Below are 25,356 nucleotides of genomic sequence, written 5' to 3' on the forward strand. Positions count from 1 at the left end.
CGACCGACCAGGGAGCTGACCGATGCGTGACAGGGACACGATTCAACCCGTCGTCGAGCAGCACGGCAGGAACACCGGCCGCCGGTACCGGCCGTGCCGGCCCGCCGACGCGCGCGCGGCGGTCGAACGCGCCGTCACCGAGTGCCGGGGCGCCGGCGGCCGCGCGTCGTGCGACGCGGGGGCCCTGTCGGACGCCGTGCTCGTCGCCTCGGAGCTGACCACCAACGCCATCCTGCACGGCGGCGGCATCACCGACTTCCAGGTCGACGTCGTGGGACCGGGCGTGCGACCGGGCGTGCGCCTCTCGGTGTGCGACCGCAGCCACGACCTGCCGGTGGCGGTGCCGGCCACGGACGACCGGGGCCGTCGACGCCTCGGCGGCCGGGGCTGGCCGATCGTCTGCATGCTGGCCCGCGAGGTGCGGGTGGCAGATCTTCCCTCGGGCGGCAAGTGCATCACGGTGGTCGTTCCGCTGTCCTGATGACTTTTCGAAAAGCGGAGTTTGTTCCACCGGGCCGGGGGCAGTCGCAAATTCGTGCTTCGGACCGGAGGCGCAGCAGCGGGAGCGGTAGGGCTGCTTCGGTGCCCCGGCTGTGCCGGGGACGACCCGGACAGCGCCGTTCCCGCGGAAAGTCCCTGAGACCACCGTTCAGGAGCGGATCCGCATGCTCATAGAAACGCCCACCATCCGTCCCGGTACCCCCCAGCCCACCCAGCCCGCCCACCCCTCCACCGCCTCCGCACGCCGCCGCCACGACGACGCCCCCGACACCATGGTCCTCTTCGGCCGGCTGGCGGGGCTGGCGGACGGACCCGAACGCGACGCCGTCCGCGACGAACTCGTCACGGCCTGGCTGCCCATGGCCCACCGCATCGCCGGCCGGTTCCGGGACCGCGGGGAGTCCATCGAGGACCTCCGCCAGGTCGCGGCGCTCGGCCTGGTCAAGGCCATCGACCGCTTCGACCCTGAGCGGGGGGCCTTCGAGAGCTACGCCGTGCCCACCATCACCGGCGAGGTCAAGCGCCACTTCCGCGACCGGATGTGGGCCCTGAGGGTGCCCCGCCGGGTCCAGGAACTGCGCAACAAGGTGCGCGTCGCCCGCCGGGAACTCGCCCAGAGCCCGGGCAGTCCCGAACCCTCGGTGGCCGCCCTCGCCGCCCACACCGGGCTGAGCGAGGACGAGGTCGGCGCCGGGATGGAGGCGCTGGAGAGCTTCAGCACCCTCTCGCTGGACGCCGAACTGTCGGCGGGCGACGACGGTTACAGCCTCGCGGACACCCTGGGCGCCGCCGACGCCTCGTACGACACGGTGATCGACCGCGAGTCCGCCAAGGAGGGCCTGCGCAGGCTACCCGAAAGGGAGCGCGCCATCCTCTACATGCGTTTCTTCGAGGACATGACGCAGAGCCGGATCGCCGACTGCCTGGGCATCTCGCAGATGCACGTCTCGCGGCTCATCAGCCGCAGCTGCGCCCGCGTCCGCGACGAGGCGATGGGGCAGCGCACGGTCCGCCCCGGCCACCCGGCGCGGACCTGATGGGTGACACGGAGGACACGGAGGACACAGGGGACACAAGGAGGGGACGGGACGCATGCTGATGCCACACCCCGCGGTGCTGAGCAGACTCCTCGCGGAGTACGAGGCCGCCGCGGTGCACGAGCCCGCCGACGCGACGGGCGAGCCGGGCCCGCGGACCCGGGACCTGGCCTACACGCTGTGCGTGTCGACCGGCACGCGTGACGTACGGCGGGCCCTGGAGACCGCCCGGCGCCACCTCGCGGACGCCTCGGCGCCGGAGCCCGGGCCCGGCGCCGCACCCGCACCCGTGGGCGTGGCGGACTGAGACGGGAAACGGGCGGGCGCACGACGGCACCACCGCGTGCGGAGCCGGGGAGGGAAGGTCCACATGAACGCAGGCGTCGCGGGCGACCTGGCCCGTACCGGGCGAGGCCGCGCCCGGCGGGCGGCGAACGGATCGGCGGCCGAGGGGGCCGCCCGGGCGGGACTGGCCGCTCGCGGGGTCATCTACCTGCTGGTCGGCATCCTGGCCCTGCAGATCGCCTTCGGCGGCGGGAACCGGCAGGCGGACCGAGGCGGCGCCCTCGCCGAGCTGTCGGACCGGCCCTTCGGCGCGGTGCTGCTGTGGGCGCTGGGCGCCGGACTCGTCGGAATGGCCCTGTGGAGGCTGTCCGAGGCGGCCTTCGGAGTCACCGGCAAGGACGGACACAAGGCGAAGAAGCGCCTGCCCGCCGCGGCCCGCTGCGTCTTCTACGCGTTCGTCGCCTACTCCGTCCTGTCCTTCGCGGCCGGCGCGGGCGGCGGCGGCTCCAGCGACCGGCAGTCCCGGGACGTCACGGCCAGGGTGATGGAGATGCCCGCCGGCCGGTGGCTCGTGGGCGCCGCGGGTGTCGCGATCGTCGTCGCCGGGGTGGTGATCGGCGTACAGGCGCTGCGCCGCACCTATCGCAAGAAGATGAAACTCGGCGGACTGAACCCCCGAGCCCGGCTGCTGGTCGACGTCACCGGCGTCGGCGGCGGGACGGCCCGCGGCATCGTGTTCGCCGCGGCGGGCGCCTTCGCCGTACGGGCCGCCGTCGCCTACGAACCCGACCGGGCGAAGGGACTGGACGACACCCTCCGTTCCTTCGCCGGCACCCCGCTCGGGCCCTGGCTGCTGGCCCTGGTGGCCGCGGGGCTGGTGCTGTTCGGCGTCTTCTCGTTCGTCCTCGCCCGCCGCCGGAGGGTCTGAGCCTCCCGGCACGGGGAACACGGGGCGAATGAACGAACACGAGATTCCTCCGCCGGACGGACGTCCCGTGGACGTCTACCTCGACCTGCTGCGCGTGCGCATGGCCAGCGACGACTACCAGCTGCTGCTCAGCGTGGTGGAACCGGTCCTCCAGGCGATCGACGAGCAGCAGATGCCGACCATCGACTTCTCGCTGGACGGGGACAGCACCGAGGCGCTGCCCCAGGAGATCAGGGACGAGGCCGCACTGGTCATCGCCACCGCCGTCACCGGACGTCTCGACAACGAGGTCGTCGAGATCAGCACCGACGAGACCGGCCCGGTACGGGTCGTCACCGACGCGGCCACCGCCTCCGACCCCGAACGACTCGGTGAGATCGCCGACTACCTCAAGGAACGCCACCAGCAGAACGAGGAGCTGCGCGGCATCGCCGAGGCGAGCGGTCTGCCCAGCGACTTCTGACCCTCATCACCCGGGCGGGGCCGTCAGCGCTGCGGCGCCCTGACGGACACGCCCAGCGGCCGGGCGAGGCCGACCACCGCCTCGTCCAGCCGCTCCAGGTGCCGCAGTACCCGGCCCGTGATGCGGCCGTACCGCGGCACTCCGGCGGCGTCCGGTTCCAGCAGCGAGGCGATGCTCGGCCCGGTCTCCACCTGCGTCCCGGCGTTCTCGTCCGCGACGTGGGCGGCGATCGCCTCGATGTTGCGCACCGTGCGCCGCACCGCGCCGCGCAGCCGCGGGTCGGCCGCGATCGACGGATGGGTGGGCAGCAGCTCGGCCGTCGCCGCCAGCGACCGCGCGTGATAGGCACAGGTCTCCAGCAGCGCCACCACGTACTGGGCGGTGTCCCGCCGGGCCCGCAGCGGTGTGATCGGATGGGTCAGCGGCTGGGTGGCGGCCCGCAGGTCGCCCAGCGCCTGGTCCAGCTCCCGCGCGGTGTCCAGCAGATCCGCCGCGGGTCCGCCGCTGAGCTGGTCGACGGCGCCCTCCGTGACGTCGGTGAGCCGCTCCAGCACCGTGCCGAGGAGGTCGTTGGTCCGCCGGTCGGTGCGTATCGGCAGCACCAGCGCCGCGGCCACGATCCCGCAGGCCGCGCCGAGCGCCGTCTCCTCCACCCGCAGCAGCAGCACCGACAGGCTGTAGGTGTGCAGCAGCGTGTACAGCAGCCCGAGCATCGCGGTGACGAAGAACGACATCAGCGTGTAGGACAGCGGCGCCGTGTAGAACATCGCGAAGATCAGCACCAGCACCAGCCCGAACGCGGTCCAGGTGTGGTTGCCGACCAGACCGGCCAGCACGATGCCCGCCACCACGCCCAGCACGGTGCCGAGCAGCCGGCGGTAGCCCTTGACCAGGATCTCGCCGGTCGAAGCGGTGTTGATGAAGACGATCCAGCAGGTCAGCACCGCCCAGTACCAGCGCTGCGAGGACAGGAACTCGCCGCCGACGATGGCCAGCGAGGACCCCACGGCCACCTGCACCGCGGCGCGCGTGGTGGGCCGCCGCCACCCGGTCTGCTCCTCCTCCTCGGCCGCCTCCTCACCGGCGTCGATGGCCGCGTCCTCGGCGTCCAGCTCCTCCCGGGAACGGGCGGTGGCCGGTGAGTCGTCGGACTCGTCCTGCGGCCCGTCCAGCGCGATCCTGAGGCCCATGACCGCGCGCGCCGTCTCTCCGATGCCGCGGAACACGTCCTGGACGGCCGCGGTCGCCTCGGGCAGGTTCTCCTCGTCGCGGTAGCCGAGCAGCCGGTTGCGCAGGTGGGACAGGGCCGTGCCGCGCGCCTCCGCGGGCGGCCGCAGCACCAGGGTGCGCAGCGCCGTGAGATCCCGGCGCAGCAGCTCCGTGGCCTCGCCGGGTGCGGGCGAGTGGCCCACCGCGGGAGCGGGCGCGCCCGGCAGATGCAGCGTGAGGGTGTCGGCCCGCTCGGCGCTGCGCGCGGTCAGCAGCAGCAGACCGAGGCGCTCGGCGGCGATCTCGGCGTCCGCGACGCGCCGCTGCACCAGGCGCGCCGTGGACGCGTCGGGCGTGCCCTCGTCCAGCCGGGACTGGATCATCAGGGCCGTCTCGTGCAGGCGCGCGGTGCCCTCGCGCAGGCGCTCCAGCGTCTTGTCGATGTCGTCGGGACCGGCGTCCAGCAACTCGATCTGCGTGGCGATCAGCTGGGCCAGCCGGGCCCGGAAGGCCTGCCGCAGCAGACCCAGGATGCGCGCGGGTGTCGCCGGGACCACCCCGAAGCGCACCACCGCGCTGGACGCGAACGCCACGGCGACGGCGGCCCACAGCCCCGGCAGCCCGGACACCTTCCCGCCGACGAACAGCGACACGAAGTAGACCTGGAAGCCGATCAGCCCGAGCGCGGTGCCCCGGTCGCCGAACCGGCGGACGAAGACCGCGCAGAAGATCAGGACGACGAAGAAGGCGTCGCCGACCACGACCAGGGAGGTGAGCAGCGTGCTCAGCGAGACCGAGGCCAGGGCGACGGGCAGGCCCAGCGCCAGCGTGAGGGCCTGCGGGCCCGGTTCCTTCTCCCGGATGGAGAAGGTCGCGACCATCGCCGCCATGGCGCCCGCGACCAGATGCTTGACGTCCACGCCGAACACGGCGAGCACGCCCAGCGTCAGCGCGATGGCGCCCACCGTCCGCAAACCCGCCGTCAGCCGCAACAGACCCGGGTCGGACGCGGCGACGCGGTCGCGCAGCCGTGTCCGCGCCGAGCGTCCCGCTGCCTTCACGCCGCCGTACACTCTCCCGATTCACAGCCGGCCCTGACAGCCGGTTCCAGCCATGTCCCGGCCGGTTCACGCCGAGATCCACTTCTCAGCATGTCATGCCCCGGTCCGTCACGGGAGGTGGGGGCGGGCGGGGGTCACGGCTTCGCCCGGTCCGCCTCCGCGACCCGCTCCCGCACCTGTTCCGGTGTCAGATACGCGTCGGTGTACTCGAAGTCCCTCAGCTTGGCGGGCTTGCGGGCCTGGAAACCGGTGCGGACGAAATCGTCGCCGGCGACCGCGTTGAGCGCCCAGTTGGCCGCCACCCGGGCCTTGGCCACGCCCGTGCGCAGCGCCGACCAGTGGTAGCCGCGGGCCACCGCCTGCGCGGGCAGTCCCGTCAGCTCGACCCCGAGCGGCTTGGAGACCGCGTCGGTGCCGCCGAGGTCGACGACGAGGCCCAGGTCCTTGTGGACGTACGGCCGCATCGGCTGGTTGCGCAGGGTGGCGATGAGGTTCTCGGCGACGTGCCGTCCCTGCCGCATCGCGTGCTGGGCGGTCGGCGGGCAGACGGCACCCTCCTGGCCCTTGGCGAGGTCGGGCACGGCCGCGGAGTCGCCCAGCGCGAACACCCCGTCGTGGTTCGGCAGGCACATCTCGGCGGTGACCGCGAGCCGCCCCTTGACCGTCTCCGCGCCCAGCGTGGCGATCAGCGGGCTCGCCACCACGCCGGCCGTCCAGATCAGCGTGCGGGTGGGCACCACCCGGCCGTCCGTGAAGGTGACCTCCTCGGGCGCCGCCTTGGCGATGGACACGCCCAGGGAGATGTCGATGCCGCGCCGCGTCAGGATCTGCTGCGCGTCGCGGCCGAGCTTCTCGCCCAGCTCCGGCATCAGCTTCGGCGCGATGTCGATCAGGTGCCACTTGATCAGGGCCGGGTCCAGCCGGTTGTAGCGCTTGACGGCCGCGTGCGTCAGCCGCTGCAGGCACGCCGCGGTCTCGGTGCCCGCGTAACCGCCGCCCACCACCACGAACTGCAGCCGGGAGGCCCGCTCCACGGGGTCCTGGCTGGCGTCGGCGAGGTCCAGCTGGGAGATGACGTGGTCGCGGATGTACGCGGCCTCCGCCAGGGTCTTCATGCCGAACGCGTTGTCGGTGAGCCCCGGGATGTCGAAGGTGCGGGTGATGCTGCCGGGCGCCAGCACGATGTAGTCGTAGGGCTCGTTGACGATCCGGTCGGTGATGGTGCGCACCACGCAGACCTTCGCCTCGAGGTCCACCCCGATCGCGCCGCCCGGAATGATGCGGGTCCGGTAGCGGCTGCTGCGGCGCAGCGAGAGCGCGATCGACTGGGGGGTGAGCACCCCGGCGGCGACGTGCGGCAGCAGCGGCAGATAGAGCTGGTAGGAGAACGGCGTCACCAGGGTGACGTCGGCCTCGTCGGGCGAGAGCCGCCGCTCCAGACGACGGACGCACTCCACGCCGGCGAAACCTGCGCCGACCACCAGGATCCTGGGTCGTGTCACGGTGTTCATCCCTTTCTGCGGCTCCGGGGCGGTCTGCCGCGAACGCCATTCGCCTGCCCGTGGATCGCCGCTTCGCACCTCGTCCATGCCACCGCGCCCGCACCGCTTCGGCCAGCCGGGTGCGGCAGGCAGGCGACACGTCCTGATCACCACCATGCCCCGCCCGGGCCCGCAGCGCACCGGGCGGGAGCGAACCGTTTGGAACTTTTCCCGGGGATCAGCCCGTACCGCGCAGGTGACACAGCAGCAGACACACGTCGTCGTCCCGTTCGGAGTCGCTGAGCATCGGACGCAGGATCCCGTCGGCCGAGCCCTCCAGGTCCGTGTCCAGCTCCGCCGGACCGAACGACCCGAGCGCGTCCGCCAGCCGCGCGATGCCCGGGTCTATGCCGCGGGCGCGGCGCTCCACCAGACCGTCCGTGTACAGCGCGAGCGTCGAACCGGGCGCCATCGGCACCGTGTGGTCCGCGATCTCCTGGCGCATCGGAATGCCGAGCATCGCACCGGGTTTGGCGTCCAGGGTGCGAACCCCTCCGTCCGGGGTACGCAGCACCGGCGGCGGATGACCGGCGGCCGCCCACGTCACCGTCGGGTCGTCGGGGTGGAAGCGGGCGATGACCGCGGTGGCGAACAGGTCGGGCTGCAGATGGTGCAGGAAGGTGTGCAGCCGGGTCAGCAGCTGCCCGGGGCTGCCCCCGTCGACCGCGTACGCCCGCAGGGCGGTGCGCAGCTGGCTCATCATCACGGCCGCCCGCAGCCCGTGCCCGGTGACGTCCCCGACCACGGCGATGACACCGCCGTCGGGCTGCCGGAAGGCGTCGTACCAGTCGCCGCCGATGTTCAGCCCGTGGGTGGCCGGCAGATAGCGCGCGGCCAGGGCGAGGCCGGGCGGGGCCGGCAGCTCCGTCAGCAGGGCCCGCTGAAGCGTCTCGGCGATGTCGCGGTTGTGCTGGTAGCGCTGGGCGTGGTCGATCGCGATGCTGGCCCGCCGGGTCAGCTCCACCAGCATCACGGCGTCGTCCGGGTCCCAGCGGTCCCCGGGCGGGGACAGGGTCACCACGCCCAGCGGCGCCTGCCGCGTCGGCAGCGGAATGCACAGCAGCGGCCGGTCCGGGGCCAGCGCCGAGGGCGGCTGGTCGTCGACGCCGGGCAGCCCGCCGGGGTGCGCGGCGGCGTACTGCGGGCGACCCGTGCGGGCGGCGACCACCGCGGCGGCCGCGTGAGCGGGGCCCGGCCGGTCGCCGTCCTGGTCGAACAGCCAGATGTCCACACCGGCCGCGTACTCCGGCACCAGCAGCTCCGGCAGCCTGCGCACGATCTCGTGATGGTCGAGCGACGCGGTCAGCACCGCGCTCGCGTCCGCGAGGAACGTCAGTCTGCGCCGGGCGTGCTCCGCCTCCGTACGCGCCTTGCGCTCGGCGGCGAACGCCTCGCGCTGGGCCCGCCCGGCGGCGTCCAGTTCGGCGTGCAGCGCCACCACGCCCTGGTTGGTCTGCTGGAGCTCCTCCCAGTGGAAGTCGACCAGACCCTCCTGCTCGGTGAGCCGCTCCAGCACCAGCGCCGTGTCCTCGTCGGCACCCAGGAGGGCCTGAGCCAGCTGCGCCGGGTCGTCCGCCACGGCACCGGCGTCGGTGCCGACGTCCGCCGTCTCCTCGGGACACGGCACCGTCACCCGCCACGGCAGCTGACCGGCGGCAGCGGCCTCGGGCGAGGGCGTCACCACGGCGTGCAGCACGCGCTCCGCGGTCTCCGGAGCGGCGCGGGAGACGGTGCCCGTCTCCAGCGCGAGCCGCCAGGTGCCGCCCTTGGTCAGGCACAGCCGCAGCTGTGCGCCGAGGGAGGCCGTCAGCCGCGCCCGTTCCACGGGCGGCACACCGAAGGCCGTCGCCAGACGTGCGGCGGCGATGCGTGCCGCCGCCGCGTCGGTGACGTCGCTGATCTGCCAGGTACGGGTCATGGGCCATCCGGCGGGGTCGGGGCCAGCACGGCGACGGCGGTGTCGTCCCGCACGGGCCGCGCCGAGCTGCTGGCGTCACGGATCGTGACGGCGGCGGTCACCGCCGGGTCGGTCGTGGTGCGGCAGGTGTCGGACGTCGGCGACCACCGGCTCGGCAGACCGTCGCTGTGCAGGACCAGTACCCGGTCGTCCGCCCAGGCCGTCTCCTCCTCGCGCAGCGTGCTGGGCCGGTGGGTGCCGACGATGCCGGGCCGCGACACCAGGTGCCGCCAGGTACCGCCCTCGCACAGCCGCGCCCCGATGTTGCCGACGCCGGTGAACCGGAGCACCGAGGCCCGGGTGTCGACCTGGGCCACCGCGACGGCGGCGCCGCGGGTGCCGGACAGCGCCCGGTCCAGTCGCCGCACCGCCTCGCCGGGCGGCAGGTGGGCCGAGGCGCGCAGTGCCTCCACGGCTGCGGTCGAGGCACGGGCGGCCTCGGGGCCGTGGCCCAGACCGTCGGCCAGCATCAGTGTGACGAGGTCGCCGTCCCGCACCCAGGCCCAGGCGTCGCCCGAGTACTCCGCACCGCCGAACGGTACGTTCACCGCGCCGGCCCGCAACCGCTCCGCCGGACCGGGACCGGCGGCGCGGGCCTCGGACACGCCGATCCGGGCGACCACCACCGTGCCCCGGCCGGGGACGCTGTGCAGGTCGAAGTCGTCGGCGACGCGTGCGCAGGTGCCGAGGCCCGCGCCGAGGGAGCCCGTGGTGGTGAAACCGTCGCGCAGCGCGGCGGACACGTCGGCGATCCCCGGGCCGTGGTCGAGCGTCGCGACCTGCACCCGCGGCCTCGGCTCCCCGTCGGCCGCGAGGGCGGGAGGCGCGACCACGTCGACGACGACCCGGCCGCCCCCGGCGTGCTTGAGCAGGTTGGTGGACAGCTCGGTCGCCACCAGCGCCGCCGCCGACGTCCGCTGCTCGTCGAGACCGGCCACGGCCGCCGCGTGCTCGGCGGCCACCCGGGCGTCCCGCACCCGGGTCGAGTCGTGCACCGGGACGTCCCACACGCGGGGCATCAGGACTCCTCACGTGGGCGTGGCGGCCGGCCCACCCAGGACGCCACCCGCACGGTCGTTCCGCAGCCCGGGGCGCTCTCGATCGCGAACTCGTGCACCAGGCGCCGCGCGCCGCCCAGCCCCATGCCGAGGCCGTCGCCGGACGTGAACCCGTCGCTGAGCGCCTGCTCCACGTCCGGGATGCCGGGACCCTCGTCGCTGAAGGTCAGCCGCAGCCCGTGCGTGGTCCCCTCCGCGAGCGACTCCGTCTCCATGGTGCCGCCACCGCCGTACACGAGCGTGTTGCGGGCCAGCTCACTGGCCGCCGTGACCAGCTTGGTCTGGTCCACCAGGCCGAAGCCGAGCTGGGCTGCGGCCTGGCGCACATGCTGTCGCACCCATACCAGATCCATGTCCGAACGGATCGGCAGGCGGGCCTGGGAGCCCGCGGCGGTGTGCATCACTGACTCTCCTGGCGCAGGCCGCCGAAGCGGGACGACGGGGCCTGCTGCCTGAGGAGCTCCAGGGCCACCTCGGTACTGAGCGCGGTGTGCACGCCCGGCAGCGTCAGCCCCAGCTCCACCAGGGTGATGGCCACCGCGGGCCGCATCCCGACCAGCACGGTCCGCGCCGCCAGCAGACCGGTCTGCCCGGCGATCTCGGCCAGGACCCGGCCGAGGAAGGAGTCGACGATCTCCACGCCGGAGACGTCGATGATCACGCCGGTGGCGCCGCTGCGCACGATGGTCTCGGCGAGATCCTCCTGGAGCTGCTGCGCCGTGCTGTCGTGCAGGTCCCCCTGAAGGGTGACCAGCAGGACCTCACCGAGCCGGAGCACCGGTACATGCCCTGTCACCGGAGCCCCGTGGGGCCCGGGAAACGCCTGGCTCACCGTGCGACCGCACCGTTCGCGTCGGGCGTCACGATGCCCACCCCGAGCTGGTGCAGCACGTACCCCAGCGCGTCGGCGAGGCTCGCCCGGGTGACCACCGTGCCCAGATCCAGACCGAGGTGGACCATGGTCTGCGCGATCGCGGGCCGGATGCCGGAGACGATGCACTCGGCGCCCATGAGCCGGGCCGCCGCGACCGTCTTCATCAGGTGCTGCGCCACCAGCGAGTCGACGGTCGGCACGCCGGTGATGTCCAGGATCGCGTAGCGCGCCTGCTGCTCCACGATGGACTCCAGCAGGGTCTCCATCACCACCTGGCTGCGCGCGCTGTCCAGCGTGCCGATCAGCGGCACGGCCACGATGCCGTCCCACAGCTTGATGACCGGCGTGGCCACCTCCAGCAGCTGCAGCCGCTGGCGGTCGATGAGCGCCTGCCCCTCGCTGAGCGCCGTCTGCATCACCACGACCCGCAGGGTGCCCATCAGTACGTTCAGCGCGGTGACACAGTCACGGACGTGTTCCGCGGGGGACTGCTCGGGCAGGGCGGCCACCAGCAGGTTCTCGACGGGCGGACGCAGCGCGGCCAGCTCGCTCGACACCTGCGCGGTGCTCAGCCCGGCGCGCGAGCGGGCCGCGCCCATCCGGGCCAACTGCTCGCGCACCGTCGTGAATCCGGCGGCGTCCGGGTCCTCGACCCGCGCCGCGTCCGCGACTTGGGCCAGCGCGTCCACGACGGCCTTGCCCGCCTCGACCGCCTCGTCGCGCGAGACGGTGAACACCGCCCGGAACAAGGGCTCGTCCGCCCATCGCTGGGCGATCTGCTCACGGTGGCGCCGCAGAAAGTCCCTGACCTCGCGCGTCGGCGCTCCCGCCGTTCCCTCCGCCTGCTCCGGCACCTGTCCCACTCCTCATCCGCGTTGCGCCGCACCCCACCCCGACCGGGACGGTGTACCGGCGGCGTGACCCAGCCGGTCGACAACTCTAACCACCCGCCGACCTGGCGCGTGACCTGCTTCCGCACGACCGGTACGGGGCGGGACGCGAGCGTGCGGCGGCTCAGGCGTCGGGTATCTGCGGACCCTCCGGCCGGGCGTCCACCCGGGCGAGGGCCTCGTCGAGGCTCTGCGAGACCGGCACCGTGATGCTCACCCCCGTCAGGTCCAGGACGCGCAGCACCGCCGGGGCCGGCGAGATGATGTGCACGCTGCCCGGCAGCTCGCGGGCCTCCTGGTAGACCCGCAGGATGATGTTCATGCCGGACGAGTCCATGAACGGGACCGCCGACAGATCCAGCAGGAAGTGCCTGCGGCCGTGGTGGAGCTGGTTGGCCAGATGGTGCTGGAACTCGGTCGCTGTGTCGACGTCCAGGTAACCCTCAACCTTGAGCAGCGCGACATCCTCCCGGGGCAGCGTCACCTCGACGGACAACGGGTTCTGGGCTATGGGCACGTGTACCTCCAACAACGCGGCGGCGCGGCGGGCCGTCGTTGTGGCCCACCGCGCCGGGCGGTTACCCCCGAATTCCGACTGCACACCTGCCGGCCGGGCCCGTTCGCCCCGCCGTGACTCACCCCACCCGGATGCCCACCAGACACGTGTCGTCGTCCGTGTCCGACCTGCTGTAGGTGAGCAGCCGGTCCAGATGCTGGTCCAGGGTGCTGGGCGTCGGACGCACCGTGCTCAGCAGCTGGGCCAGCGCCTCCTCCACCGGCCGGTCGCGGCGTTCGATCAGACCGTCGGTGTACATCAGCAGCGTGTCCCCGGCGGCCAGTTGGGCCTCCGCCTCCTCGTACGCGGCCTCCGCCACCGCGCCCAGCAGCATGCCCCGCACCAGCGGCAGCGGCTCCGCCCCCGGGCCCCGCACCAGCACCGGCGGCAGATGGCCCGCCCTGGCCCAGCGCAGCGTGCGCCGGGCCGGGTCGTACAGGCCGCACACCGCCGTGGCGGTGACCCCGCCCGTCAGATGGTGCGCCACGATGTTGAGCCAGGACAGCAGCTGTCCGGGACCGGCCCCGGTCACCGCGAGACCGCGCAGCGCGTTGCGCAGCACCACCATGCTGGTCGCCGCCTCCATCCCGTGCCCGGCGACGTCCCCCACGCACAGCAGCACAAGACCGCTCGGCAGCATCACCGCGTCGTACCAGTCGCCGCCCACCAGCTGCTCCGTCTCCGCGGGCCGGTACCGGACGGCCACCTGGAGGTCCGGCACCCGCAGCGGGGTCTGGGCGGGCGGCATGATGGCGTGCTGCAACTGCAGGGTGAGCCGGGCACGCTCGACGGCCTGCTGCTCGGTGTGCGCCAGCTGGTCGCGGGTCGCGGCGAGCGCCACCTCCGTCCAGTGCTGGGCCGAGATGTCCTGGCAGGCGCCCCGGACCAGGAGCAGCCGGTCGTCGGTGTCCAGGACCGGCTCGGCCACCACCCGCACGTGCCGGGTCACCCCGTCGGGCCGCCGCAGCCTGAACGCCGCCGACGCCGGCCGCCGGTGGTGCAGCAGCGTGCGCAGAAACCGCCCGATGGTCACGGCGTCGTCCGGGTGGGCGTGGGCGGCCAGCTCCTCCAGCGGCACCGGCGTGCTCGTGTGCGGGCGCCCGTACAGGTCGAACAGCTGCCCGTTCCAGGTGATCTCGCCGGTCAGCAGGTTCTCCTCGAAACCGCCGATGCGGCCGAGCCGCTGGGCGTGCTGGAGGAGGCTGGCCAGCCGGGCCGTCTCGTCCTCGATGCGCCAGATGAGCAGCACCGCGTTGCCGTGCCGGCTGATGCTGATGTCCGCGACCGCCGCCAGCGGCACCTGGTCCACCAGCGCGGTCAGGTTCAGATGCCGGGCGCGGAACGGCTCGCCCGTGGCGTACACGCGCTCCACGTTCTGGAACAGCTCGCTGTCCCCGGCGGCCATCGGATAGGCCTCGAGCAGCAGCGCACCGCCCACGACGGCACGCGGCCGTCCGGCCGGATCCATGAAGCGCCTGTTCACGTGCTGGATACGGAAGTCCGCCAGCTGCCCCGCCGCGTCCAGGTGCGGCACCAGCACCAGGGCGGGGTCGTGCAGCCCGTCGGCCAGGTCCATCAGCTCCACCGCGTCCGGGACGACCCGCGGCTCCTGCCCGGGCTCGCGCGGCGGCGTGTACGACTCCAGGGTGTGCGCGCACAGCTCCGCCAGGGCCTCCACCTGACGGACCACCTGCGGGGGCTGCGGGGCCAGCGGCACCGGCCAGGCGATCTCCAGCACGCCGTGGATGCGCCCCCCGGTGCCGGCGGGCACGGCGACCCTGCCGCCGTCCGGGTACTGGTGCCGGCCCACGCTGGGCAGCCCCGTCCCGGCGAGGGACGCGAACCACTGCCCCGAGCGCTCCGTCAGTCCGCACCGGGCCACCGTCGCCACGTCCGGCGGCACGTACCGCCAGCGGGCCGCCTCGGCGGGCGGGAACCCGGCGCTGCCCACCAGGGTGAGCGCCCCGTCGTACCCGGCCGACCAGATGGCCACCGCGACCGCGCCGAGCGGGCGCAGCGCCTGCTCCAGCAGCGCGTCGGCGACGGCCTGGGTGTCGTCCGCGGCCAGTGCGCCGCTCTCGGCCGCCCGCAGGCGTACGGCGGCGGACTCGGCCACCGTCCCGCCCGCCTCCCCGGCGCCCGTGCCGTCCGGGTCGTCCGGGTCGTCTTCGGGGGGTGCGGCCCGCACCGCGGCGGTGGCCGCGAGGAACGCGTCCGTCACCTCCGACACACGGTCCCGGGCGGCCTGGTTGATGACGTCGACCGCGAACTCCAGCGGCGTCGCCCGGGACTGCTCGGCCAGCTCGGCGAGCTGCCGGGCGGCCTCGGCCGGGCCGCAGCCGAGCCGCGCGACCAGGACGCCCTTGGCCAGCTCGATCAGCGCCCGGCCCTCGGCCTCCGCCTGGGCGGCCCGCACCTCGCGGCTGAGCCGGTCCACCGTGGCCGCCAGCCTGCCCACGGGCGACAGCGGCGTCATGCCGACCGGGTCGGACAGGCCCCGCCGGACACCGCCGCCCGGCTCGCCGGGCTGCTCGGACACGCTCATGCGGGCAGCCACCGGCGGACACAGGCGATCAGGTCCTGGGTGTCGACCGGCTTGGTGACGTAGTCGCTGGCACCCGAGGCCAGGCTCTTCTCCCGGTCGCCGGGCATCGCCTTCGCCGTGACCGCGATGATCGGCAGCTCGGCGTAGCGCGGGATGCGCCGGATCTCGGCCGTCGCCGTGTAGCCGTCCATCTCCGGCATCATCACGTCCATCAGGACCAGCGCGACCTCCGGGTGGTCCACGAGCGCCTCGATGCCCCGGCGGCCGTTCTCCGCGTGCAGCACCCGGAACCCGTGCAGCTCCAGGATCCCGCTGAGCGCGAACAGGTTGCGCGCGTCGTCGTCGACGACGAGGACGGTGCGCCCGGCGGGCGGACCCTGACCGGCCCGCGGGTCCGGACGCGGCGGCTCCTCCGGCCGCACCAGGGACAGCACGTCCCCGGGTTCCTCGGCGGCCAGGTGCAGCGCGATGCGCTCGCGCAGCTCGTCGAGGCCGGCCAGGAACTCCAGCGTCCCGCCGGCCGCGCGCGAGCGCAGGTCCTCCTCCACGGCGGCGTCCGCCCGGTGACCGCTGTGCACGAGCACCGGCACGCTCGCCAGCGCCGAGTCGCCCCGCAACGCCCGCAGGAAGCGGGACGCCTCGTCGTCCGGCATGCCCAGCTCCAGGACGACGCAGTGGCACGGCTCGGCGGCCAGTGCTCCGGCGGCCTCCTCGGCGCTCACGGCCGTGATGACGTCGAGCGGGGGCCGGTCGCCCGCGTCGTCCCGCCCGTGCGTCAGGTCGGCGACCACGCTCTCCGCGACGAGGGTCAGCAGACCGCGCGGACGCTCCTCCACGACGAGCAGGCGCCGCGGCCGCCGGCGGTGGCCGCCGGTCAGCTCGGCCACCGGTGCCGGACGGTCGAGGACGTCGGACGACGCGTCGGCCGCAAGGTGCTCGGGGGCGCGGGCCAGCAGGTCCTCGAAGTCGGGCCGGGCCACCGGCAGGTAGAGCGTGAAGGTGCTGCCCCGGTCGGGCGTGCTGTCCACCGTGACGGCGCCGCCGAGCAACCGGGCGATCTCCCGGGTGATGGACAGGCCGAGCCCGGTGCCGCCGTACTTGCGGCTCGTCGTGCCGTCCGCCTGCTGGAAGGCACCGAAGATCGACTCCAGGTTCTGCTCGGGGATGCCGATGCCCGTGTCCTTGACCCGGAAGGCCACCACGGACCCGCCCCGCACCACGCCCCTGGGCACCTCGTCGTCCGGTGCCGGTTCGACGGCCAGCTCCACGCCGCCCCGCTCGGTGAACTTCACCGCGTTCGACAGCAGGTTGCGCAGCACCTGTCGCAGCCGGGAGTCGTCGGTCAGCAGGTCCGCCGGTGCCCCGGGGGCCGTCGTGACCGTGAACTCCAGGCCCTTCTGGCTCGTCATGGGCCGGAAGGTGGCCTCGACGTACTCGATGAGCCGGCCCAGCGTCACGCGCTCGGGGGAGACGTCCATCTTGCCCGCCTCGACCTTCGACAGGTCCAGGATGTCGTTGATCAGCTGGAGCAGGTCGGAGCCCGCCGAGTGGATGATGCCCGCGTACTCGACCTGCTTCGGGGTGAGGTTGCGCGAGGGGTTCTGGGCGAGCAACTGGGCCAGGATGAGCAGGCTGTTGAGCGGGGTGCGCAGCTCGTGGCTCATGTTGGCCAGGAACTCCGACTTGTACTTCGAGGCCAGCGACAGCTGCTGGGCGCGCGCCTCCAGCTCCTGCCTGGCCTGCTCGATCTGCAGGTTCTTCGCCTCGATGTCCCGGTTCTGCGCCGCGAGCAGGGAGGCCTTGTCCTCCAGCTCCGCGTTGGAGTGCTGCAGCTCCTCCTGCTGGGTCTGCAACTCCGCGGAGCGGGCCTGCAGTTCACCCGTCAGGCGCTGCGACTCGGCGAGGAGTTCATCGGTACGGGCGTTGGCCACGATCGTGTTGACGTTGACGCCGATGGTCTCCATCAGCATTTCCAGGAAGTCCTGGTTGATCTGGCTGAAGGCGGCGACCGAGGCCAGTTCGATGACCCCGAGTACCTGCCCCTCGACCACGATGGGCAGCAGCACCAGCGCGGCCGGGACCACTTCGCCGAGCCCCGAGGAGATGGTCAGGTAGCCCGGCGGAAGCTCGTTCACCATGATGGTGCGCCGGCTGCGCGCGGCCTGGCCGACCAGGGTGCGGCCGAAGGCGATACGGGTGGGTCTGGCCGTGTCCTCCGGGTAGCCGTAGGAGCCGACGAGCCGCAGCTCGGGTCCGTCGTCCCCGTCCTCGGCCAGGTAGAAGGCGCCGTACTGGGCCGACACCAGCGGCACCAGCTCGTCCATGATCAGCTCGGCGACGACCGGCAGGTCCCGGTGCCCCTGCATCAGGCCGGAGATGCGGGCGAGGTTGGTCTTGAGCCAGTCCTGCTCCTGGTTGGCCCGCGTGGTCTCGCGCAGGGACTCCACCATCGCGTTGATGTTGTCCTTGAGCTCGGCGACCTCGCCGGACGCCTCCACGTTGACCGAGCGGGTCAGGTCGCCCTCGGCGACGGCGGAGGTGACCTCGGCGATCGCGCGGACCTGGCGGGTGAGGTTGCCGGCCAGTTCGTTGACGTTCTCCGTGAGGCGCTTCCAGGTGCCGGAGACGCCCTCCACCTCGGCCTGGCCGCCGAGCCGGCCCTCGGTGCCGACCTCGCGGGCCACCCGGGTGACCTCGTCGGCGAAGGCGGAGAGCTGGTCGACCATGGTGTTGATGGTCGTCTTGAGTTCGAGGATCTCGCCGCGGGCGTCGACGTCGATCTTCTTGGACAGGTCGCCCCGGGCCACCGCGGTCGTCACCAGGGCGATGTTGCGCACCTGGTTGGTGAGGTTGTTGGCCATCGAGTTGACGTTGTCGGTGAGGTCCTTCCAGGTACCGGCGACGTTCGGCACGTTCGCCTGGCCGCCGAGCCGGCCGTCGGTGCCGACCTCGCGGGCGACCCGGGTGACCTCGTCGGCGAACGCCGACAGCGTGTCGACCATGGTGTTGATCACGTCGGCCAGCGCCGCGACCTCGCCCTCGGCGTCCACGGTGATGCGCTGCGACAGGTCGCCCCGGGCCACGGCGGTGGCCACCTGGGCGATGGAGCGGACCTGGCCGGTCAGGTTCGACGCCATCACGTTGACGTTGTCGGTGAGGTCCTTCCAGGTGCCCGACACCCCGCGCACCCGGGCCTGCCCGCCCAGGTTCCCGGCCGTGCCGACCTCGCGGGCGACGCGGGTGACCTCGTCGGCGAAGGCGGAGAGCTGGTCGACCATGGTGTTGATGGTGTTCTTCAGTTCCAGGATCTCGCCGCGGGCGTCCACGGTGATCTTCTGGGAGAGGTCGCCCTTGGCCACCGCGGTGGCCACCTGGGCGACGTTGCGGACCTGGTTGGTCAGGTTGCCCGCCATGAAGTTCACCGAGTCGGTGAGGTCGCGCCAGGTGCCCCGGACGCCCTGGACGTCTGCCTGGCCGCCGAGCCGGCCGTCGGTGCCGACCTCGCGGGCGACGCGGGTGACCTCGTCGGCGAAGGCGGAGAGCTGGTCGACCATGGTGTTGATGGTGTTCTTCAGTTCCAGGATCTCGCCGCGGGCGTCCACGTCGATCTTCTGGGAGAGATCGCCCCTGGCGACCGCCGTGGCCACCTGGGCGATGTCACGGACCTGGGTGGTGAGGTTGCCCGCCATGGCGTTGACCGAGTCCGTCAGGTCGGCCCAGGTGCCCGAGACCCCCGGCACCCGCGCCTGCCCGCCGAGGGCACCCTCCGTGCCGACCTCGCGGGAGACCCGCGTGACCTCGGAGGTGAACACGGACAACTGGTCCACCATGCCGTTGAAGACCTTGGCGATGTCACCCATCAGCCCGTCCGCGTCGTCCGGCAGACGGGTGCCGAAGTCGCCGTCCCGCACGGCCGTCAGGCCCGCCAGGAGACGGCGCAACTCCTGATCGCCCGGAACCGCGTCGACCGGTCCCGTGCTGTCGCTGGTCATGCGCACCCTCGTTCCGCTCCCCGGGAGTCCTCGCGGCGAGGACCCACCACCCCCTGCCGGACCGTTCGGGCGGTCCGGCCCGCCGTGCCCGCGTTCGCGCAGTTCACGGATTCGCACCCAGCAGAAAAATATCAGCGCGCCGGTTCCGCCGCGCGCCCCGCACTCCCCGGCGGCCGCCCCTCACCAGGGCAGAAAGACGTGGATGTCCTTGCCCCGTTCCCCGGCGACGACGCTCACCTGGTCGGACAGGGTGTGGATCAGGTGCCAGCCGATGCCGCCGCCGCCCTTGCTCGGATGGAAGGGGCGCGGCGCGGGCTCCGTCGTGCTGGTGTCGTGCATCACCACGTGCACGCCGTCGAAGGTCCGCCGCAACCTCAGCTGGAACGGCCCCGGAGCGTACTGCACGGCGTTCGCCGCCAGCTCCGTGACGACGAGGAGTATGTCGTCCCAGTGCTCGGGCGCCGCGGGCGGCGCCGCACGGGCCAGGTCGTAGAGGAACTCCTCCGCGACCAGCCGCGCACCGGTCACGTTGTGCAGCTCCCCGGTGAAGCTGGCGGTGCGGTTCGTGATCTCCTCGGAAGCCAGTGTCCTGTCCCAACGCGACTCGGCTGCCATTGCGCCTTCCCGGCCCGGCACCGGCCGGGCGTCGTTCCGTCTCCTTTGCATCCCCTTCGTTTGTAAGTTCCCGTGCAGGCCGAACCTAGTCGCGCCGGTGTGCCTGCCGGGCCGGGGACGGGCCGGGCGCCGGTTCAGCGGAGGAACACGTTGTCCGTGTCCTCCCAGCCGGCCGGCTCCTGCGGCGGCGGCGCCGGCCGGCGGTGGGACCGCGCCTCGTACATGGCGTCGATCTCCAGGGAATAGGTCCGCACGATCTCGTCCCGCCGGAGTTTCATCGACGGGGTGAGCAGTCCGCCCGCCACGTCGAAGGGGTCGGGCAGGACCCGGAAGACCCTGATGGACTCCGAGCGCGACACCGCGCTGTTGGCCGCGGCCACGGCCCGCGCGACCTCCTCCCGCAGCGCGTTCTCCTCGCGTGCCTCCCGGGCCGGGGCGTCGCCGGGCAGGGCAAGGGACGCCCGCCAGTGCGTCAGGAACTCCGGGTCGAGCGTGATCAGCGCACCGACGCAGGGCCGGTTGTCGCCGACCAGCACCGCCTGGTGGACCAGCGGGTGCATCCGCAGCCGCTGCTCCAGGGCGGCCGGGGCCACGCTCTTGCCGCCGCTGGTGATGATCACGTCCTTCTTGCGGCCGGTGATCGCCAGGTAGTTCTCGTCGTCCAGGTGCCCGAGGTCGCCGGTGGCCAGCCAGCCGCCGCGCAGCACCTCGCGGGTGGCGGCCTCGTCGCCGACGTACCCCTGGAACAGCGACGGCCCGCGCACCAGGATCTCCCCGTCGTCGGCCACCCGGATCTCCATGCCGGGCAGCGGCTGTCCGACGGTGCCCGACTTCTCCCGGCCCAGCGGCTGCATCGTCAGCCCGCCGCTGGTCTCCGTCAGCCCGTAGCCGTCGTGCACGTAGACGCCGATGCCCTCGTAGAAGAGGGAGAGCTCGCGGCTGAGCGGCGAACCGCCCGACGTCGCCCGGGTCACCCGGCCGCCCAGCGCGGTGCGCAGCCGCCGGTACACCGTCCGCTCGTACAGGGCGTGCTGGAGGCGCAGGTCGAATCCGGGCCCGGTTCCCCGGCCCAGGCGTCGGCGCTCCAGCGCGGTGGCGAAGTCGCGCGCCGTGTCCGCGGCCCGCTCGAACAGGGCACCGCGTCCCGCCTGCTGGGCCGTGCGCAGGAAGTTCTTGTAGATCTTCTCCAGGACCGACGGGACGGCGTACAGATACGTCGGACGGAAGGAACGCAGGGCCGAGGTGAGCGCCTCCCCGGTCAGCACGGGCTCGTGGGCCATCAGGAACCCGCCGCGCACGCACAGGTTCTGGATCATCAGCCCGTACACGTGGGAGAAGGGCAGGTAGGCGAGGACCGCGCCCTGCTCTCCCGGCGGCGCCACCGTGTGACCCCAGCCGGCGAGCAGCGTGTCGCACGGGCCGGCCAGGCCGCGGTGGCTCAGCGCACAGCCCAGCGCGCGGCCGGAGGTGCCCGAGGTGTACGCCACCACCGCCGTGGCGTCCGGCAGCACGATGCGGCGCATGGAGTCGACCGTGGCCGACGGGAGGAACGCGCCGCGCGCCACCAGCGTGTCCAGCGCCCCCGCGTCCAGCTGCCAGACGTGGCGCAGCGCGGGCAGCGACGCGCACACCGAGCCGACGGTCATCACGTTCTGCTCGTCCTCGACCAGTACGCCCACGCAGCCCGCGTCCCGCAGGATCCACTCGACCTGGTCGCGCGAGGAGGTCGGGTAGATCGGCACCACCTCGGCGCCCACCGTCCACAGGGCGTAGCTGAAGACCGTCCACTCGTACCGGGTGCGGGCCAGGATCGCCACCCGGTCGCCCGGCGAGACCCCGCTCGCGATCAGGCCCTTGGCCAGGTCGACCACCTCGTCGCGGAACTCCACCGCGGTCACCTCGTCCCACGCCGTCGAGCCGGGGCCGCGGCGGCGGGCCAGCATCGGCAGGGTCGGTGTGCGGGCGGCCGTCTGGAAGAGGCTGTCGGCGAGACCGCCGGTCAGCGGCGGGACGGTCCGGGGAGCGAGTGCGGGGTCGTGCATGCGCCGGCTCCTGACGTGTACGGACGGTGACGTCGCCGACGAACACCGTGGTCGACGGTGCTCGGAGGCTAGCCCAGCCGCAGGCGGCGGGGGGCCCGGACGGCAGAAGTGTTCCCACCCGGTGATCTCGCCCGATCGGGGGACTCGGGGGACATGAGCTATGTGAATCCGGATCCCGAACCCCGACTCAGCACCGGCCTGGAGCCGGGCGGCGGCGTGCCGCCCGGGGAGACCCCGCCGGCGGAGAGCAGCATGCCCGAGGCAGGCCCGCAGGACCTGCTCAGCAATCCGGCCAAGGGCTGGGCCAAGGGGCCGATGGCCCTGATCCTCGCGGTCGTGCTGATCTTCGCGGTGGGCCTGCTGGGCTACGCGCTCGCGCTGATCTACTGATGCCCCTGACCCACTGATGTCTCAGGCCGCCTGCGTACGGCGCACGCACGCGGCGACGACCTCCCGCAGGCTGCCTGTGCGCGCCAGCAGCTCGCGCTGGACCCGGGCGCCGTTGCCGTGCCGCAGCAACTCCTCCGCGCCCTCGCGCACCCGTGCCAGGTCGCCCGCGGCCGCGAGGGCTTCCCCGGCATGCTCCAGCAGGTCCTGTACGACCGTCTCGGCCGGCATCCGCCGCATCGTCGCCGGGTGGAGCAGCTCACTCGTCAGCCCGGACCGGGCGGCCCGCCAGGCCGCGAGGCGGAGCAGGCTCACACTGTGCTCGGCCGGTTCCGCGCCCGCCCGCCACTCCCGCGCCGCCGTGTCGACCAGCGCGCGGGCGAGCGCGGCCAGGACGACCGCGGTGGAGGCGTCGAGACAAACGTCCGCGACCCGGAACTCGACCGTCGGATACCGCTGGGAGAGCCGGATGTCGAAGTAGACCATCCCGTCGTCCAGGATCGTCCCGGTGGCGAGCATGTCCGCGACCCTGCGGTGGTAGCGCTCCGCCGAGCCGAACAGCTCCGTGGGACCGGCCGACGGCCAGCGCTGCCACACCCGGCTGCGATAGCTGCTGTACGAGGAGTCCCGGCCCTGCCAGAACGGCGAGTTCGCGCTCAGCGCGGCCAGCACCGGCAGCCAGGGCCGCACCCGGTCGATCACCGCGACGCCCTCCTCGTCGGAGTCGACCGAGACGTGCACGTGGCACCCCAGGACCAGCTGCTCGTGGACCACGACGCCGTACTGCTCGGCCATCCACTCGTAGCGCCGGTTCACGCCGATGGAGGGCGTCACCGGCAGCGGTGAGGTGGCGAGCGCGGCGACGGCACACCCGATGCCCCCGGCATGCCGCCCGGCCTCCTCGCGGCAGCGGACGATCTCGGCGTGCAGCCGCTCCATGTCCGCCTGCGGATGCGTGGCGAACTCGAGCATCTGCTCGTGCAGCTCCTTCTCGAACATGTCCTGCCCGGAGCCGTCGAGGAAGGCCCGGGCCAGTACGGCGGCGGACAGCGCCCGCGGCTCACCGGTCGCGGGATCGACCAGGAGGAGCTCCTCCTCCACTCCGACGGTGCGCACGTGATGCCGCCTCTCTGTGGGCCGGTGCCACCGACCGACTGCCCCGGACAGCCGGCCGGACACCTGGCCGGCTCACAGGGCGTACGGCATCAGCCACACCGTCGCCAGCGGGGGCAGCGTGATCCGGATGCTCCCGTCCTCCGGCTTCACCGGGTCCGGGTTGGCCACGCCGCCGCCGCCGTACTCCTCGGCGTCGGTGTTGAGCACCTCCTGCCAGGCGACGGCCTCGTCGCCGACGGCGAGCCCGTACCCGTGCCGGACGACGGGGGAGAAGTTCGACACCGCCAGCAGCGGGGTGCCGTCCGTGCCGTACCGCAGGAACGCGAAGACGTTGTCCTCGGCCGCGTCGACCGACACCCACCGGAAGCCGGCCGGGTCGGTGTCGCGCTGCCACAGGGCGGGCGTGCGGGCGTAGCGGGTGTTGAGCTCGCGGACCAGGTCCCGCACCCCGCGGTGGTCGCCCGCCGAGTGGTACCCCTCGTCAAGGAGCCACCACTCGGGGCCCTGCTTCTCCGACCACTCGGCGCCCTGGGCGAACTCCTGGCCCATGAACAGCAGCTGCTTGCCCGGGTGGGCCCACATGAAGCCCAGGTACGCGCGCACGTTCGCCCGCCGCTGCCACCAGTCGCCGGGCATCTTCGACACCAGCGCCTGCTTGCCGTGCACCACCTCGTCGTGGGAGATCGGCAGCACGTAGTTCTCGCTGTACGCGTACACCATCGAGAAGGTCATCTCGTGGTGGTGGTACTTGCGGTGCACCGGCTCGTGGGCGACGTACTCCAGCGAGTCGTGCATCCAGCCCATGTTCCACTTCAGGCCGAAGCCGAGCCCGCCGGTGTCGGTCGGCCGGGTCACCCCGCCCCACGCGGTCGACTCCTCGGCGATGGTCACCACGCCGGGGCAGCGCCGGTAGACGGTCGCGTTCATCTCCTGGAGGAAGGCCATGGCCGCCAGGTCCTCCCGGCCGCCGTACTGGTTGGGCTCCCACTGGCCGGAGTCGCGCGAGTAGTCCAGGTACAGCATCGAGGCGACCGCGTCCACGCGCAGGCCGTCGATGTGGAACTCCTCGCACCAGTACACGGCGTTCGCCACGAGGAAGTTGCGCACCTCGGTCCGCGCGAAGTCGAAGGTGTACGTGCCCCAGTCCGGGTGCTCCGCGCGCCGGTCGTCCCCGGGCTCGTACAGCGGGTCGCCGTCGAAGCGGCCCAGTGCCCAGTCGTCCTTCGGGAAGTGCGCCGGCACCCAGTCCATGATCACGCCGATCCCGGCCCGGTGCAGCGCGTCGACCAGGAAGCGGAAGTCGTCCGGCGAGCCGAGGCGCGCGGTCGGCGCGTAGAAGCCGGTGACCTGGTAGCCCCAGGACGGCCCGTAGGGGTGCTCGGCGACCGGCATCAGCTCGACGTGGGTGAAGCCAAGGTCCTTCACGTACGCGGGCAGCTCCTCGGCCAGCTCGCGGTAGGTCAGGCCCGGCCGCCAGGACGGCAGATGCACCTCGTACACCGAGAGCGGCGCCTCGTGCACGGGCGTGTCGGCGCGGGTCCGCATCCACTGGGTGTCGCCCCACTCGTAGCGCGAGGCGGTCACCACGGACGCGGTGTTCGGCGGCTCCTCGGCCGCGCGGGCCATCGGGTCGGCCTTGAGGAACCGGTGCCCGTACCGCGAGTGGATCTCGAACTTGTACCGGGTGCCCTCGCCGACGCCCGGCAGGAACAGCTCCCACACCCCGGACGAACCCAGCGAACGCATCGGGAACGCGGTGCCGTCCCAGTGCGTGAAGTCGGTCGCGACGCGCACCCCCTGCGCGTTCGGCGCCCACACCGTGAACCGGGTGCCGGTGACGCCCTCGTGGGTCATCGGCTCGGCGCCGAGGGCCTGCCACAGCTGTTCGTGCCGGCCCTCGCCGATCAGGTGCAGGTCCAGCTCGCCCAGGGCGGGCAGGAAGCGGTACGGGTCGTGGGTCTCCTGCGGCTCCGCGCCCTCGTACGCCACCACGAGGGTGTACGCCGGGACCCCGGCGAGCGGCAGGACACCGGAGAACAGGCCGTCCTCCTCCGACGCGAGGGCGTGGCGCTCGCCGTCCACGACCACACCCACCTCGCGGGCGAAGGGGCGCAGCGCGCGGAAGGCGATGCCGCCGGGCACCGGGTGGGCGCCCAGCAGGGCGTGCGGGTCGTGGTGGGCGCCCGCCAGCAGGCGCCCCCGGTCGGTGGGGTCCAGGGGCGGCGCGGTCGCGCACGCACCGGGTGCGGGCGCGACGGGACCGGAGGGCTCGGGGATCGAGGTGTCGCGGAGGGCCACG

At 73.2% G+C, this 25,356-nt stretch carries 20 protein-coding genes; 6 read left to right on the forward strand and 14 right to left on the reverse strand.

Translation table 11 applies throughout. The features are described from left to right. Window positions 1-22: 22 nt before the first annotated feature. From ACZ7MF_RS12330 to ACZ7MF_RS12350, 5 genes are all read left to right on the forward strand, one after another. Entirely contained in the window at window positions 23-481 is a 459-nt protein-coding gene (locus ACZ7MF_RS12330; protein ID WP_471476278.1) for an ATP-binding protein, read from the forward strand. Between the two features lie 184 nt (window positions 482-665). Then, a complete protein-coding gene (locus ACZ7MF_RS12335) occupies window positions 666-1,538 on the forward strand; it encodes a SigB/SigF/SigG family RNA polymerase sigma factor (protein ID WP_471476280.1) in 873 nt (290 codons plus the stop codon). A 55-nt stretch (window positions 1,539-1,593) separates the two neighbouring features. Beyond that, window positions 1,594-1,845, forward strand: a complete 252-nt coding sequence (locus ACZ7MF_RS12340) for a DUF5133 domain-containing protein (RefSeq protein ID WP_471476282.1) — start codon at window positions 1,594-1,596, stop codon at window positions 1,843-1,845. Between the two features lie 63 nt (window positions 1,846-1,908). Continuing rightward, window positions 1,909-2,751: a DUF1206 domain-containing protein gene (locus tag ACZ7MF_RS12345; RefSeq protein ID WP_471476284.1), complete on the forward strand. Its 843-nt coding sequence runs from the start codon at window positions 1,909-1,911 to the stop codon at window positions 2,749-2,751. 28 nt (window positions 2,752-2,779) lie between these two features. Continuing rightward, a complete protein-coding gene (locus tag ACZ7MF_RS12350) occupies window positions 2,780-3,214 on the forward strand; it encodes a hypothetical protein (RefSeq protein WP_087811174.1) in 435 nt (144 codons plus the stop codon). Window positions 3,215-3,237: 23 nt separating this feature from the next. Here the strand turns inward: ACZ7MF_RS12350 and ACZ7MF_RS12355 are convergent, their stop codons facing one another. The 12 genes from ACZ7MF_RS12355 to ACZ7MF_RS12410 form a co-directional block, all read right to left on the reverse strand. Next, complete coding sequence (locus ACZ7MF_RS12355) at window positions 3,238-5,484, reverse strand: FUSC family protein (RefSeq protein WP_471476286.1); 2,247 nt, start codon at window positions 5,482-5,484, stop codon at window positions 3,238-3,240. 134 nt (window positions 5,485-5,618) lie between these two features. After that, complete coding sequence (locus ACZ7MF_RS12360; RefSeq protein ID WP_356864571.1) at window positions 5,619-6,995, reverse strand: NAD(P)/FAD-dependent oxidoreductase; 1,377 nt, start codon at window positions 6,993-6,995, stop codon at window positions 5,619-5,621. 208 nt (window positions 6,996-7,203) lie between these two features. After that, a complete protein-coding gene (locus ACZ7MF_RS12365; RefSeq protein WP_471476288.1) occupies window positions 7,204-8,943 on the reverse strand; it encodes a PP2C family protein-serine/threonine phosphatase in 1,740 nt (579 codons plus the stop codon). Beyond that, the gene (locus ACZ7MF_RS12370) at window positions 8,940-10,001 is read right to left on the reverse strand and encodes an ATP-binding SpoIIE family protein phosphatase (RefSeq protein ID WP_471476290.1); all 1,062 of its coding nucleotides are present in this window, start codon (window positions 9,999-10,001) and stop codon (window positions 8,940-8,942) included. The genes ACZ7MF_RS12365 and ACZ7MF_RS12370 overlap by 4 nt, the downstream gene beginning before the upstream one ends. Next, window positions 10,001-10,441 (reverse strand): anti-sigma regulatory factor, encoded by a 441-nt coding sequence (locus ACZ7MF_RS12375; protein WP_356864568.1) that lies wholly within the window; start codon window positions 10,439-10,441, stop codon window positions 10,001-10,003. Before ACZ7MF_RS12375 ends, ACZ7MF_RS12370 begins: the two co-directional genes overlap by 1 nt. Beyond that, the gene (locus ACZ7MF_RS12380) at window positions 10,441-10,872 is read right to left on the reverse strand and encodes an STAS domain-containing protein (protein WP_361014712.1); all 432 of its coding nucleotides are present in this window, start codon (window positions 10,870-10,872) and stop codon (window positions 10,441-10,443) included. The genes ACZ7MF_RS12375 and ACZ7MF_RS12380 overlap by 1 nt, the downstream gene beginning before the upstream one ends. Then, the gene (locus tag ACZ7MF_RS12385) at window positions 10,869-11,768 is read right to left on the reverse strand and encodes an STAS domain-containing protein (protein WP_471476293.1); all 900 of its coding nucleotides are present in this window, start codon (window positions 11,766-11,768) and stop codon (window positions 10,869-10,871) included. The genes ACZ7MF_RS12380 and ACZ7MF_RS12385 overlap by 4 nt, the downstream gene beginning before the upstream one ends. Window positions 11,769-11,928: 160 nt before the next feature. Next, window positions 11,929-12,321, reverse strand: a complete 393-nt coding sequence (locus ACZ7MF_RS12390; protein WP_471476295.1) for an STAS domain-containing protein — start codon at window positions 12,319-12,321, stop codon at window positions 11,929-11,931. 118 nt (window positions 12,322-12,439) lie between these two features. After that, window positions 12,440-14,905 (reverse strand): SpoIIE family protein phosphatase, encoded by a 2,466-nt coding sequence (locus ACZ7MF_RS12395; RefSeq protein ID WP_471476298.1) that lies wholly within the window; start codon window positions 14,903-14,905, stop codon window positions 12,440-12,442. Beyond that, entirely contained in the window at window positions 14,902-18,897 is a 3,996-nt protein-coding gene (locus tag ACZ7MF_RS12400) for a HAMP domain-containing protein (RefSeq protein ID WP_471476301.1), read from the reverse strand. The genes ACZ7MF_RS12395 and ACZ7MF_RS12400 overlap by 4 nt, the downstream gene beginning before the upstream one ends. A 180-nt stretch (window positions 18,898-19,077) precedes the next feature. Beyond that, entirely contained in the window at window positions 19,078-19,512 is a 435-nt protein-coding gene (locus ACZ7MF_RS12405) for an ATP-binding protein (RefSeq protein ID WP_471476303.1), read from the reverse strand. A gap of 134 nt (window positions 19,513-19,646) precedes the next feature. Beyond that, a complete protein-coding gene (locus tag ACZ7MF_RS12410; protein WP_471476307.1) occupies window positions 19,647-21,554 on the reverse strand; it encodes an AMP-dependent synthetase/ligase in 1,908 nt (635 codons plus the stop codon). A 153-nt stretch (window positions 21,555-21,707) separates the two neighbouring features. Here ACZ7MF_RS12410 and ACZ7MF_RS12415 point away from each other — a divergent pair, with 153 nt between their 5' ends. After that, on the forward strand, window positions 21,708-21,944 hold the full coding sequence (locus ACZ7MF_RS12415; protein WP_356719009.1) for a DUF6480 family protein: 237 nt from the start codon (window positions 21,708-21,710) through the stop codon (window positions 21,942-21,944). A 21-nt stretch (window positions 21,945-21,965) separates the two neighbouring features. On the opposite strand, the gene ACZ7MF_RS12420 is transcribed toward ACZ7MF_RS12415, so the two are convergent. Both ACZ7MF_RS12420 and glgB read right to left on the reverse strand, forming a co-directional pair. Beyond that, on the reverse strand, window positions 21,966-23,057 hold the full coding sequence (locus tag ACZ7MF_RS12420) for a glutamate--cysteine ligase (RefSeq protein ID WP_471476310.1): 1,092 nt from the start codon (window positions 23,055-23,057) through the stop codon (window positions 21,966-21,968). A gap of 72 nt (window positions 23,058-23,129) precedes the next feature. Further along, entirely contained in the window at window positions 23,130-25,355 is a 2,226-nt protein-coding gene (gene glgB / locus ACZ7MF_RS12425) for a 1,4-alpha-glucan branching enzyme (RefSeq protein WP_471476313.1), read from the reverse strand. Window position 25,356 lies beyond the last annotated feature (1 nt).

It is taken from the genome of Streptomyces sp. NPDC111628, assembly GCF_055635195.1.